The organism is Methylomusa anaerophila, from assembly GCF_003966895.1.
Classification (GTDB): Bacteria; Bacillota; Negativicutes; order Sporomusales; family Sporomusaceae; genus Methylomusa; species Methylomusa anaerophila.
This window is the reverse complement of record NZ_AP018449.1, coordinates 171465-184295: the sequence shown is the minus strand read 5'-3', so window position 1 is coordinate 184295 and position 12831 is coordinate 171465. Positions and strand designations below refer to the sequence as shown.

Here is a 12831-nt window from a genome sequence, read left to right as displayed (position 1 = left end):
CTTTAGGAGCAGGTATACCTCACACAATTATACGGAAAGGAGTGTTAATATGTTGCACGCGACGGAGATGTGGAAAGAGACATATCCCGAGGCCAGTGTAGGCTGTATGGTTCTGCGCAATGTCCTTAATCCAGGGCAATCGGAAGTATCGGAAGTATTGGAGAGTAGTAAGAGAGAGTTAGAAAGCGAGTTGCGGACAAGATTTTCCAGTAGAGAAGAATTATCCAGACATACTCCAATCAAGGCGTACAGCGATTATTATAAGCGGTACACTAAAACTTACCACGTACTGCAACAACTAGAATCGGTTATTTTTAAAGGTAAAGGCATTCCTCGCGTCGCGGGACTGGTTGAAGCTATGTTTATGGCGGAATTAAAAAATTGTCTATTAACCGCGGGGCATGATTATGACGCGCTTAAACTCCCTTTAAAACTTGATGTAGCCGCGGGTGAGGAAAAATATATTTTAATTAACCAAAAAGAGCAAATTGTGAAACCCGGTGATATGATGATTGCCGATACAGACGGGATTATCTCCAGCATTATACACGGTCCTGATTTACGTACCCGAATCGTGCCCGGCACTCAAAAAGCTGTTTTTATAGTTTATGCGCCACCAGGTATTTCCCATGGGTTGGTTATTAACCATTTATCCGACATACACTCTTATGTCAAACTAGTTGCTCCTGATGCAGAAATGGAACTACAAAAGGTTTACAGTTAAAAAGACATCTTCTCAACTGGAATGGGTCTGATTTCTAATATGTAATCCGTAATGCGTTATTTCTCCACTAAAATTTCCGTTACACTTTGGGTTAAATAATAAACGAAAGGAGCTAATATGATAAAAATTAAACGGTTAGATATTGCTCTGACTACGCTTTGTAATTTTACTTGCAAATACTGTAGAGGAAATCCGGGAGAACGAAAAAAGATTCCTTTTGAAGAAGTAAGAATAATTCTTGAAAATTTTAGCGAATACGCTCTTGAAGCAATTCGCTTGGATGGCGGAGAGCCTTTTATATATGGCAACGAAATATTCTCAATTATCGAGTATGCAGCAAGGAAAGGAATGACTACCGGGATATTTACCAATGCAAGTCTTTTAGATCGCCAAATTGTAAAAAGGTTGCAAGAATATATTGGATTGCAATTGTTTGTTACTCTTCACACAATTAATGAAAAGAATGAATTTGAAGCCACTTTGAATGGATTGTATTTACTGGCTGAGTATAAGATCTTGCCGGAATTGATTATAGTTGTTTCAAAAAAGCATATTCCTACTATTCGTCCTATTATACATTCACTCTTAATCCTTTAGTACTTTCCGGGCGAGCGTTTGATAATTCCATGGAGTTACTTGGGGAAAAGGAGAAAGAATATTTAAGGACCGTTATTTCCGATGCACAATGTAGATATGAAAATATATCAATTATCGATAATGTTACTGTTAATGAAAGTGATTTAAAATTTGAAAGAATCCAATTAAATAATAATGAAGGATTTGCCTTACATATTAATAGTGATGGCGATGTGTTACCATTTTTTTCAGCAGATCGAACTACAGCCATTGGAAATATTAATGATTTACATAATTTAATACAAAAACTTCAGGATACCCAGACATTCATTGATTTAGAAAATTATAAAGAGGCTATGAAAAGACGAATGTCGGCTAAGGAAAAACCGGTTAATCGGAAAATAATGCCGGAAGAAATCTGTTTTTAATCAATAAATTTTTCCGCATATCTCAATACCTAAACCCAAACCCAAACATTAGAGATATTTCGATATAGCTCTGTAATACAAGATCGCTTTTTTCACACTAAAAATAAAAAGGGCGATAACGGAATCATGATCGGAAGGGTGGAAAAGATGCATTTTACCAATACAAATCCTAAACTAGAGTTATGTGTTATCAGGGCGGAAGGTTCACTTCTTTTTGACGATAGTGGGAAAAAATACATTGATTTTATTTGTGGACGGGGTACTGCAAACTTAGGTCATTGCCATCCGATTATTGTGAAAGCCATCCAGCAGCAAGCTTCAAGAATGATCCATTTTACTAATGAGATACGTATGCCGATCCAGGAAGAATATGTAAACAGATTGGGCGAAATACTACCCGAATTTGATACCGTATTTTTAACTAACTCAGGAGCAGAAACTATTGAAGCAGCTATTAAAATTTCCCGGCTACATACCGGGCGAACGGAAATCTTATCATTTAGTAACGGATTTCATGGTCGTTCCATGGGTGCTCTTTCGGCAACAGATGGCCAAAAAATTCGGGCTCCCTTTTATCCTCTTGTTCCGGATTTCACAATTTGTGAACCTACAATTGAATCTGTACAGGAGAATATATCCTCAAATACGGCGGCAATAATTATTGAACCAATTCAAGGGGCTGGTGGAGTTATTATTTTTCCTTATAAGTTTTTAAAAAGTTTGAGAGATATTGCGAGCAAGAAAGGGATTATGCTGGTTTTTGATGAATGCCAGTGCGGTTTTGGACGAACGGGAAATTATTTTGCGTTTCAGAAATTTGAAATAACACCAGATATTCTGGTAGCCTCGAAGACAATCTGTGGCGGGATTCCAGCGGGAGGAATGTTTACAAGACTAATTGATTTTCCTGAGGATCTTCACGGTGGAACATTTTGTGGCAACCCTTTGGCCTGTGCCGCAGGAATTGGCGTTTTAGATGTTTTTATAAGTGAAAATATATTAACAAAGGTTGCATGATAGCCTAACCTTAGGCGGATTAATAGTACCTACTCAGCACATTGGCATGCATTTTGCCCAATGGAAAGAAATTGGGAAGCCAATGCCGTTTGCAATTGCGATTGGAACCGACCCATTAATACCGCTCGTTGCCTCTATGGCAATTCCAGCAGGAATAAACGAAGCCGATGTTATAGGTGGATTGCGGGGTAAACCTCTGGAAGTTGTTAAAGGCGAGACTGTAGATTTATTCGTACCTCATAATGCAGAAATTGTTATTGAAGGGACGGTTGACATTGATCAAACACGCTCCGAAGGGCCCTTTGGTGAATATACTGGTTATATGACTTCAACCAGGAAAGAACAGCCTGTTTTTCATGTATCAGCTCTTACCCATAGGGACGATCCGATATTGACGGTAGTTTGTCCTGGAGAACCAGTTGATGACCATCTTTGCATGAGTGTCTCTCTGGCCGCAGATGCTTTATGTGTTTTACGGCAAAATAATATCCCTGTGATTATGACCTATATCCCGCCAATTGCCGCTCTTCATTTACTTATTATCGCCGTTGACAAAAAGGCCTATCAGGGGAATGATATCATTCAAGATATTGGGCAGACAATTTGGTCTACCAAGATAGGTACACTTCTGCCGAAAATTTTAGTAGTCGACAGTGATATTGATCCCACCGATACGAACAAGGTTTTATGGAGTTTCGCCACGAAATGTCATCCCCAGAAAGGGGTGGTTTTTTTCCCGTCAACTGTGGTTTTCCCGCTTTCGCCATATCTTTATCCTGAGGAAAAAAAGAACCGGAAGTGTACAACGGTAATTTTTGATTGTACTTGGCCCAGTGATTGGAACAATGATTATATTCCCCAAAAAGGTTCATTTGACTCGTTGTGGCCAAAAGAAATCCAGGAAAAGGTGTTATCGAATTGGACTGATTACGGTTTTTCCAATTATGAAGTCGAATGATGCATACTAAATATTTTACTAATAATACTTACTGTGGAGGTGACCAATGCAACTAGATTATTTGAAAGAGAAGCTGGATGCGTACATAAGTTTATCATTGGCAATGATTATCGTGGGTAGTTCTGTTGTTTTTGGGAAAATGATAATAATGAAATTCCCTGTATTTTTAGCTTCTGGTTTACGGTTTGCCATTGCGTCCGCAATCATATGTCCGATCATCCTAATTAAAGAAAAGGGGTTTCCCAAAATTACCAAAAGAGATTGGATCCCTTTTTTTTTAATGGCATTTTGCGGACAATTTATTTTTACAGTTTTGATGCTTGTAGGACTAAAATATACACAAGCAATGGAAGCCGGTATTATAACCAGTACTACACCTGCTTTTATGGCCGTTGTCTCATTTCTGGTTTTAAAGGAGCATTTAAATTCAAGGCAAGTTATCGGAGTCGTCCTTGCAACATTAGGGGTACTTGTTATCAATGGAGTTCTACAGCCCTATGATCAAAGCGATATACAAAACAAACATATCCTCGGCAACCTTCTCATCGGCGGCGCGGTTGTGGGAGAAGCCGTATTCCTTCTTTTGGCAAAGAAACTAACTTCACCAGTTTCTGATTTATCCACCACAGGAATTCTGAGTTTATTAGGCGTGCTAATGTTTTTACCTTTTTCCCTATATGAAAGTATTTCCTTCCCTTTTGAACAAGTGTCACTGTATGATTGGCTTTACATATTATACTTCGGCGCAATTTATACAGTGGTAGCATATATATTCTGGTTTCGAGGAGTAAAAAAAGTTACTGGCAGCACAGCGAGCGTGTTTACAGCCATTATTCCTATGAGTGCCGCAATACTATCAGTTGTATTTTTAACCGAAAAATTTACGTTGTCACATGCAATGGGGATTATGTTTATTATTGCATCAATTTTAATGACGTCCCTGCCTAAATCTAGTCTTAATTTAAAAGAAAATGGTTGAGATGGGAAACGAGATATTACCTAAAATTCTTGACAAACAGGTGTAAGAAAGTATAATAGTATATAATATATGAATTTCATATTTGACTGATCAGTCGCACATACTGAAGGCAAAGAAGGTTCCTGATAAAGGGATGGGTCTTTGCCTTTTTGCTTAAAGGAGGGGCCGCCATGTCAATGACCATCACTTACGAACTGGGAAGTTCTTTATATATTAATATTACTAACCATTGTACCAATCACTGTTCTTTTTGTGTAAGAAACAACCCGGACGGTGTTGCGAGCGGGATTGATCTTTGGCTGGAACGGGAACCTACTATTGATGAAGTCATTGAAGATATCCAAAAACGTCAGGTTGCCAAGTATAAGGAATTCGTATTTTGCGGCTATGGCGAACCCATGATGCGCCCATATGATACAATTGAAATATGTAAAAGACTGAAAGAAAAATATGACATCCCCATTCGCATTAATACCAACGGTCATGCCAATCTGATTTGCGGCAGGGACATCACGCCACAGTTAAAAGGATTGGTGGATTCTATTTCTATCAGTCTAAACGCGGCGAATGGGGAAAATTACCAAAAAATATGTCGATCTGAATATGGCGAAAAAGCCTATGACGCCATATTGGACTTTGCGGCCAAATGTAAAAAACATGTTCCCAATGTGGTATTGTCTGTAGTGGATGTCATATCACGGGAAGACATCCAAACTTGCCAGGCAATTGCCCAGGGAATCGGTGTGGATTTTAGAATCAGACCTTTTGCAATATGATTGATTTTATTCAAGTACTCAGAATTCAATATTCAGAATATGCTTGAAGCCGGCTCTCATTCAGACTTCTGTAGCTATTCAGGTAACCGAGTAGTTACTAAATGTATATTGACAAATTGGTATTAAGCGGTATAATAAAGGGCAAGATGTTACGCCTCCGGCTTCGAAATTGTGAATTTTTATCCGTGTGGACCTGGCGGGTATTGAAATCCCGAGGGCTGCAGATACGGCAGGCAGCAACTGCATAGCGGATTTGACTGATCGGTAGTAAATACTGAAGGCAAAGAAGGATTCCCTTAACAGGAATCTGTCTTTGCCTTTTTTTATTAACAACTAAAAACATTCAGGCCATCCTTCCGGCGGCAAGAAAGTTTGGGAAATATCCTATCGATCCTGAAAGGTTGAATTGGGCAGATTTGATATTATACTTGAGGGGAGGTATATATGATATGAGCAAACAGCAATGCTAGGCGCGTTGACAAACGCAGTCCGGCCGGGCGCGACGACGATTCTGATTTCGTAAGTGTTATCAGCGCGAGTTAACTTGTCGCAGATGGCAGCAACGCAGCAATTCCCAACTTAATGTGAATAGGTTACGAGGAGTGATAGTTATGTCCAGAATTGCCAATAGTGTAACAGATTTAATCGGTGGTACGCCGCTATTAAAGCTCAACCGGGTGACAGATGGAGCCAATGCCGAAGTTGCGGTGAAATTGGAGTTGTTCAATCCCGGCGGCAGCGTCAAAGACCGCATCGGCTTCAGTATGCTTAAGGACGCTGAAGAAAAAGGACTTATTAATAAAGACACTGTGATTATCGAACCGACAAGCGGTAATACCGGGATTGCTTTGGCGTTTATCGCCGCGGCAAGAGGATACCGGCTGATACTTACAATGCCGGAGACGATGAGTGTTGAACGACGCAGTTTACTGAAGGGGTATGGCGCGGAACTGGTTCTAACACCCGGCGCCGAAGGGATGCCCGGCGCGGTGCGTAAAGCCGAGGAATTGGCAGCCCAAACTCCCAATTCTTTTATTCCCCAGCAGTTCAATAACCCGGCTAACCCGGAAATTCACCGGGCCACAACGGCGGCGGAAATATGGACGGACACGGACGGCAAGGTTGGCATTATTGTCGGCGGCGTTGGTACAGGCGGTACAATTACCGGTGTTGGCGAAGTGCTTAAGAAACGTAATCCAGAAATCAAAGTAATAGCTGTTGAGCCGTTTGATTCCCCGGTCCTTTCCGGCGGAAAGCCTGGGCCCCATAAGATTCAGGGGATTGGCGCCGGCTTTGTGCCTAACGTGTTAAATCTCAACATTGTGGATGAAATTTACAAAGTAAAAAATGAGGAAGCGGTAGAGACTGCGCGCCGGTTGGCAAGAGAAGAAGGCATACTGGTCGGAATTTCTTCCGGGGCTGCTGCATTTGCGGCGCTGCAGCTTGCCAAACGCCGGGAAAATGAGGGGAAATTGGTTGTGGCGATATTGCCGGATACAGGCGAGCGGTATATCAGCACCGTCCTGTTTCAGGACAATTAAGGCTGGTTAAAAACGCCCATCTGCATCGTTGCTCCTGCGGGACGCTCACTTACCGATTTGAGTAGTAATCCCGGCCCTGTTTAGTAGATCATCGTGTAGATTTGATCTATAGTTGCGTGTTATAAACACGCTCTTGTAACTGTCCGACTAGAAAGACTAGAGGCCAGGTTCCCGTTGGCGGGAGCTTGGCCTTTTTGGCAAAAATAAGGTTGGTTAGGATATTAGGAAACATTATGAATTTGGCTTACATAAAACTGTTTGGAAAGGATGATTCAGGTGTTTAAGAAAGGCGTATCCATTAAAACTGCAATAATAATTTCCATTGTCATTATAATGATCGCAGCTTTATTTGCCGGCTGCTCTTCGGATAAAAAACAAAACGCTCAAACCAATGCAAAACCGGAAACCAATGGGAAACGAGAAGTAACTGTTAAAGTAGGGGCTGCTGCGGTACCTCACGCTGAAATACTGAACTTCATTAAGCCCAAGCTCAAGCAAGAAGGAATAAACCTTGAAGTGGTTGTGTTGGATGACGAGGGACAATTAAATCCCGCACTGCAAACGAAACAAATCGACGCAAACTATTTTCAGCACGTTCCCTACCTCAATTCAGTGGCAAAAGAAAAGGGCTATGACTTTGTTGTTGCCGCCAAGGTACATGTTGAACCTATTGGTTTCTATTCCCAAAAAATAAAATCAAAGGATGAACTGAAAGAAGGCGCTAAGATTGCTATCCCCAACAATCCTTCCAACGAATACAGGTCTCTGGCGCTTTTGCAAGCCAACGGCTTGATTAAATTGAAAGAGGGAATAGCCAACTATTCTGCTACTCCCAGAGATATTGCCGAGAATCCCAAAAATCTCAAATTTGTTGAAGTGGAAGCCGCCCAGCTTACTAGGGCTTTACCCGATGTCGACGGCGCAGTAATTAATACAAACTTTGTCTTAGAGGCCAAGATCGACCCCAAAACCGCCTTGTTCAGGGAAGACGCAAATTCTCCTTATGCCAATGATTTAGTTGTCAGAAAAGGAGATGAAACCCGTCCGGAGATTAAGAAAATAGCTGAGTATCTAACCTCTCCGGATGTTAAGAAATTCCTCGGGGATAAGTACGGAGTCGCGGTTGTTCCCGCATTCTAATCGTAAGTTTCCGTAGAATCGGGCAACTGAAGCCGGATTAATTTAAAAGACCAAGTTTCTCTTAGCGGAACTTGGTCTTTTGATTTTTCATGAAGAACAATAATTTTGACTAGTGTATCGACACGTTGATATTTATAGTAAACATCAACGAGGGTAACGTAATATTACTGTTGTTGGATCTCAAATTTGGGATACAAAGATATAAGTTTTATTCTGGCATTATCCAGTCTAAAATGCCAGTTAACTCTCGATACTTTCTGGTTGCGTTCATTTTTCCAGCACTGCAACTCTTCCTTTAAACGGGATATAGTATCAATCCTCCGGGAAAGGCACTGTCTGGTCATAACATTCAGCTCAATTTCTGCTATGTTAAGCCAGCTTCCATGTTTGGGTGTGTAATGCAGTTCTAAGCGTTTTATAATTCTTCGAGCTTCTTGCGGCGCAAAGACTTTATAAAGGGACGCTGGCCTATGTGTGTTCAGGTTGTCCATTACCAGAACGATTTTATCCATATCGGGATACATGACATCCACAAGATATTTGATTTCTTCCGCCCAGTCTGCAGCAGTACGCCGTTCGCGTACACTGACATGTCTTGTACCACTAAGAGGTTCCGTGAAGACAAATATACTGCAGGTTCCTTCCCTTACGTATTCCGAATCTATCTTTTGAGAAGCACCGGGACGCATTGGCAGCGGTTTTCGTTCATCTCCCAGAAGCTGGTAAGGTTTTTCATCCATGCAGACAACGGGACGCATTGGATTATAGGGTGTTTCATATACCTCTAGAATGTCTTCCATGCAGGCTACGAATTCGGCGTTTTCTTTTGGTGGGATACACCAGTACTCATTGAGGTGAGGCTGAAGTTCGTTTTTTTAAAGTGCGACGGATGGCTTCCCGGCTTACAGGTGTATCAAGCACAACTCGTGATTTTTCTTCGAGCAGACGGAGAGTCCAGCGCACATGTCCGTCCGGTGCAGGCCCACAGGCAAGTTCAATGATTTTTGCTTCTGCGCGTCCGTCTACAAGGCGTCTGGCCTGATCGGAATTTACATTTCTCTTCAACTTCACAATAGCAGGGATGCCACCGGAAGCATATGTTTTTAGTGTATTATGAACGGTTGCGATACAGACACCATTGGATTTTGCACACTGTTCATGGGTCAGAACTTTGCCATGAGCTTCATCCAGATCAATGAGAATTTGACATCTAGAGCGAATAGTATGAGAGGTATTTTTCTTTCGAAGGAGTGATTGTAACTCCTTTAATTCAGAATCCGTCAGGATAACAATATATTTTTTAGGTCTAGCCATAGTTTCACCGCCGTTTTCTTTTAGCGTAACATAAAGCGGGATTATAAGCTAGCACTCTTGTTTAAATATCAATATGTCACTACACTAGCAGTCTGTCCGGCGCAATTTGCTTATCTCCCGTGGCGAAGGAACAACTTTCCGAAAAACAGTTTGGTCTTGACCAGTTGGCTCCTCGTGGCCGCTGAAAGACGCTGAGGCGCAGAATTTGCTGGAATTCATTGAGGCAAGGAACCAGACCTGTTCTCAATTTTACGCCACAGCTTTATCTTTGCCGTAATCATTTCCACCATGACAAAGAAAATAGGTATCAGGAATATGCCGAACGACGTGGCCGTAAGCATGCCGCCCACCACCGCCGTTCCCATGGAATTTCTGGCGCCGGCGCCTGCACCGGTAGCAATCGCCAGGGGAATACAGCCGATGATAAAAGCGAGCGATGTCATAAGAATCGGCCGCAGACGCAGCTTGGCCGCTTCAATGGCCGCCTGCACCGGCGCCATGCCTTTGTCAACCCTGACTTTGGCAAACTCGACGATGAGGATAGCGTTCTTGGCCGCCAAGCCAATGAGCATAACTAGGCCGATTTGCATATAGACGCTATTTTCCAGGCTAGTCATATACTGAAACAGGAAAGCGCCGAATATTCCCAGGGGAACGCCTAACAAAACGGCAAACGGGACACTCCAGCTTTCATACAGCGCAGCTAAACATAAGAAGACAAATACGATCGCCATGCCAAAGACAATCGGCGCCCGGCTGCCGGATATTTTTTCCTCGCGGCTCTGCCCGGACCATTCATAGGAATAACCAGTCGGCAAAGTCTGTGCTGCTACTTCCTCCAGTGCCGTCATCGCCTGTCCCGAACTATAACCGGAAGCATTGTTGCCGCTGATTTGCACGGCTTTTACGCCGTTATAGCGCGTTATAACCGAAGGGGCACTGTTTTTTTTCGGAGTTATCAGTGTATTGAGCGGCACCATGGTGTTATTGGAGCTTTTTACAAACAGATAGCGCGTGGCATTAATGTCGCTGCGAAACGGTGTTTCCGCCTGCACGACGACCTTGTAATTGCGGTCGAATTTATTAAAATCATTGACCTGCGTACCACCGAGAAAGACCTGCAAGGCGGTAAACACATCACTAACCGCCACGCCCATTTTTTCCGCTTTCTCCCGGTCAACCTCAAAGTCGTAGCCTGGGGTATTAGCTTTAAAGTTCGACGTGATCGAGGCAATTTCCGGTCGCTCCTTCGCCGCGGCGACAAATTTCTGGGCGATATTGTCAAGCTCGGTCAGTGATCCTCCGCCCCGGTCTTCCAGCATCAACGTGAATCCGCCCACTGTTCCGAGGCCGGGAAGGGCGGCGGGAGCAAAAGCGATCACCGATCCTTCAGGCAAATGCATTCCGTTGGCAAAGGTTTGAGCGACTTGGCCCTTTACTTGTAGCTGTGTTGCTTGTCGCTCAGCCCACGGCGCCAGGGAGACGAACATGACGCCGGCGTTTGGTTTAGACCCGCCGCTTAATATGTCCATGCCGGATAAGGCCATGACATCTGCTACGCCGGGCTGAGCTTTTACTGTCTCGGAAAAATTTTTCATTACCTCTATCGTGCGATTTAGGCTGGACGCCTCGGGCAAAGAAACCGAGGTAATATAATATCCCTGATCCTCTTCCGGGATGAAAGACGACGGGACCAGTTTATACAAGCCGCCAAGTAAAATTACCACAACGGCAAACAGGGCCAGGCACAAACGGATTTTCCCCATAGCCTTTGTCAGCCCGGCGGCATAGTGTTCAACGCTGCGATCAAACCAGGCATTGAAGGCGGTAAAAAAGCGGCCTACCCTGCCTGTGTGAGCATTGGGATCATATGGTTTTAGTAACAAGGTGCAAAGGGCCGGGGTTAGCGACAAAGCAACAATTGCCGACAAGGCCATGGATACGGCAATCGTCAGGGCAAATTGTTTGTATAATATCCCTGTCATTCCCTCCAAAAATGCCACCGGCAGGAATACCGACGCCAGTACAAAGGCAATAGCGACAACCGGACCGGAGACCTCTCTCATCGCCCGTATGGTGGCGTCCCGTGGGCTGAGGCCGTTGTAACGCATATGATGTTCTACCGCCTCAATGACTACTATGGCGTCATCGACAACCAGACCGATCGCCAGCACCATCGCGAACAATGTGAGGGTGTTGATGGTAAAGCCCAAAAGACTGAACGCGCCAAAGGTTCCCAGTAACGACACCGGGATGGCCAGCAGCGGAATTAAGGTGGTCCGCCAGCTTTGCAGAAAGATGAAGACGACAATCATCACCAGGAGAAGGGCTTCGGCAAAGGTTTTGGCAACCTCAATCATCGATTCGCGCACAAATTTGGTGTTGTCGACAACAATCCGATATTCCATCCCCGCCGGGAAGTTTTTCGCCGCCGCCGCCAAAACGTCTTTTACATTGCCGATGGTCTCAAGCGCATTGGCGTCACTGGTCAGCTTGACAGCAATACCCGCGCCGCGGTGGCCATTGATCCGACTGTTAAAACTATATTGCTGGCTGCCCAGTTCGATCCGGGCAATATCTTTCAAGCGGATAAACGAGCCGTCCGACTGCCCACTGATAATAATGTTTTCAAATTCTTTTACATCGGTAAGGCGCCCTTTCACGTTCGCGGTATACTGAAACTGCTGTTTGGAATCAGTAGGCATTGTCCCCAGGGCGCCGGCGGGCGCCTGGATATTCTGCGCTTCGATAGCGGACGTCACTTCGCCCACCGATATTCCCAACTGTGCCATTTTCTCCGGCTGCAGCCAGATTCGCATGCTGTAGTCGGAGCCGAACGACGTTACATCGCCGACCCCTTTGACCCGCTTGATATCGTCAATCAGATACATACTGGCGTAGTTTTTCAGGAAGTTTTCGGAATATAGTTCATCCGGCGACCAGAGATTAAAAATCAACGCCATGTCCTGCGACGCTTTGCGCGTGGTGATGCCCGATGTCTGAACGGCGGTGGGAAGTCCTGCATTGGCTTCGGAAACCCGGTTCTGGGCTTGGACAGCGGCAGTATCCGGGTCTTTGGCCGAGTCAAACTGAATGCTCAACGAGTAGGAACCTGAATCGGTGCTGCTCGAAGACATGGACACCATGTTTTCGACCCCGTTGACCTTATCTTCAATAATCTGGGCGACCGTTTGATTGACAACATTGGCGTTCGCGCCCGGATAACTGGCGCTCACTGAGATGGTCGGCGGCGAAATCTGCGGGTACTGAGCAACCGGCAGGGTAAAAGCGGCGGTGGTACCCAGCAGCGTGATGACAATGGACACAACGATGGCAAATATCGGCCGGTTGATAAAAAAATTAGCCACAAAAATTCCT

12 protein-coding genes are annotated in these 12831 nt (G+C 44.1%); 9 read left to right on the top strand and 3 right to left on the bottom strand.

Annotated features, from left to right (window positions below):
- The first annotated feature begins 106 nt into the window (after positions 1 to 106).
- The 9 genes from MAMMFC1_RS00685 to MAMMFC1_RS00645 all read left to right on the top strand — a co-directional run bounded on the left by MAMMFC1_RS00685 (position 107) and on the right by MAMMFC1_RS00645 (position 8139).
- A complete protein-coding gene (locus MAMMFC1_RS00685; RefSeq protein WP_232035593.1) occupies positions 107 to 724 on the top strand; it encodes a hypothetical protein in 618 nt (205 codons plus the stop codon).
- A 117-nt stretch (positions 725 to 841) separates the two neighbouring features.
- Positions 842 to 1321, top strand: coding sequence for a radical SAM protein (locus MAMMFC1_RS00680; protein ID WP_126305643.1), 480 nt, complete (start codon positions 842 to 844; stop codon positions 1319 to 1321).
- A gap of 29 nt (positions 1322 to 1350) precedes the next feature.
- A complete protein-coding gene (locus tag MAMMFC1_RS00675) occupies positions 1351 to 1728 on the top strand; it encodes a hypothetical protein (protein WP_126305642.1) in 378 nt (125 codons plus the stop codon).
- Positions 1729 to 1875: 147 nt separating this feature from the next.
- Positions 1876 to 2745 carry an aspartate aminotransferase family protein gene (locus MAMMFC1_RS00670; protein WP_232035773.1) on the top strand — a complete coding sequence of 290 codons (870 nt, stop codon included), beginning with the start codon at positions 1876 to 1878 and terminating at the stop codon, positions 2743 to 2745.
- On the top strand, positions 2738 to 3703 hold the full coding sequence (locus MAMMFC1_RS00665) for a UbiD family decarboxylase (RefSeq protein ID WP_126305640.1): 966 nt from the start codon (positions 2738 to 2740) through the stop codon (positions 3701 to 3703). The genes MAMMFC1_RS00670 and MAMMFC1_RS00665 overlap by 8 nt, the downstream gene beginning before the upstream one ends.
- 46 nt (positions 3704 to 3749) lie before the next feature.
- Entirely contained in the window at positions 3750 to 4682 is a 933-nt protein-coding gene (locus tag MAMMFC1_RS00660; RefSeq protein ID WP_126305639.1) for a DMT family transporter, read from the top strand.
- A 170-nt stretch (positions 4683 to 4852) separates the two neighbouring features.
- Entirely contained in the window at positions 4853 to 5458 is a 606-nt protein-coding gene (locus MAMMFC1_RS00655; protein WP_126305638.1) for a TIGR04100 family radical SAM protein, read from the top strand.
- 611 nt (positions 5459 to 6069) lie between these two features.
- Positions 6070 to 6999, top strand: a complete 930-nt coding sequence (gene cysK, locus MAMMFC1_RS00650) for a cysteine synthase A (RefSeq protein WP_126305637.1) — start codon at positions 6070 to 6072, stop codon at positions 6997 to 6999.
- Positions 7000 to 7266: 267 nt separating this feature from the next.
- Positions 7267 to 8139 carry a MetQ/NlpA family ABC transporter substrate-binding protein gene (locus MAMMFC1_RS00645; RefSeq protein ID WP_126305636.1) on the top strand — a complete coding sequence of 291 codons (873 nt, stop codon included), beginning with the start codon at positions 7267 to 7269 and terminating at the stop codon, positions 8137 to 8139.
- Between the two features lie 164 nt (positions 8140 to 8303).
- Here the strand turns inward: MAMMFC1_RS00645 and MAMMFC1_RS00640 are convergent, their stop codons facing one another.
- The 3 genes from MAMMFC1_RS00640 to MAMMFC1_RS00630 form a co-directional block, all read right to left on the bottom strand.
- A complete protein-coding gene (locus MAMMFC1_RS00640; RefSeq protein ID WP_126305635.1) occupies positions 8304 to 8975 on the bottom strand; it encodes an IS630 family transposase in 672 nt (223 codons plus the stop codon).
- Positions 8976 to 8985: 10 nt separating this feature from the next.
- Positions 8986 to 9453, bottom strand: coding sequence for a helix-turn-helix domain-containing protein (locus tag MAMMFC1_RS00635; RefSeq protein WP_126305634.1), 468 nt, complete (start codon positions 9451 to 9453; stop codon positions 8986 to 8988).
- Between the two features lie 215 nt (positions 9454 to 9668).
- A complete protein-coding gene (locus MAMMFC1_RS00630; protein ID WP_126305633.1) occupies positions 9669 to 12821 on the bottom strand; it encodes an efflux RND transporter permease subunit in 3153 nt (1050 codons plus the stop codon).
- Between the last annotated feature and the right edge of the window lie 10 nt (positions 12822 to 12831).

Bases quoted from the DNA above. Each gene is read 5' to 3' on its own strand.
- MAMMFC1_RS00685 (WP_232035593.1), top strand. From the start codon at position 107: ATGGTTCTGCGCAATGTCCTTAATCCAGGGCAATCGGAAGTATCGGAA.
- MAMMFC1_RS00680 (WP_126305643.1), top strand. From the start codon at position 842: ATGATAAAAATTAAACGGTTAGATATTGCTCTGACTACGCTTTGTAAT.
- MAMMFC1_RS00675 (WP_126305642.1), top strand. From the start codon at position 1,351: ATGGAGTTACTTGGGGAAAAGGAGAAAGAATATTTAAGGACCGTTATT.
- MAMMFC1_RS00670 (WP_232035773.1), top strand. From the start codon at position 1,876: ATGCATTTTACCAATACAAATCCTAAACTAGAGTTATGTGTTATCAGG.
- MAMMFC1_RS00660 (WP_126305639.1), top strand. From the start codon at position 3,750: ATGCAACTAGATTATTTGAAAGAGAAGCTGGATGCGTACATAAGTTTA.
- MAMMFC1_RS00655 (WP_126305638.1), top strand. From the start codon at position 4,853: ATGTCAATGACCATCACTTACGAACTGGGAAGTTCTTTATATATTAAT.
- cysK (WP_126305637.1), top strand. From the start codon at position 6,070: ATGTCCAGAATTGCCAATAGTGTAACAGATTTAATCGGTGGTACGCCG.
- MAMMFC1_RS00645 (WP_126305636.1), top strand. From the start codon at position 7,267: ATGATTCAGGTGTTTAAGAAAGGCGTATCCATTAAAACTGCAATAATA.
- MAMMFC1_RS00635 (WP_126305634.1), bottom strand. From the start codon at position 9,453: ATGGCTAGACCTAAAAAATATATTGTTATCCTGACGGATTCTGAATTA.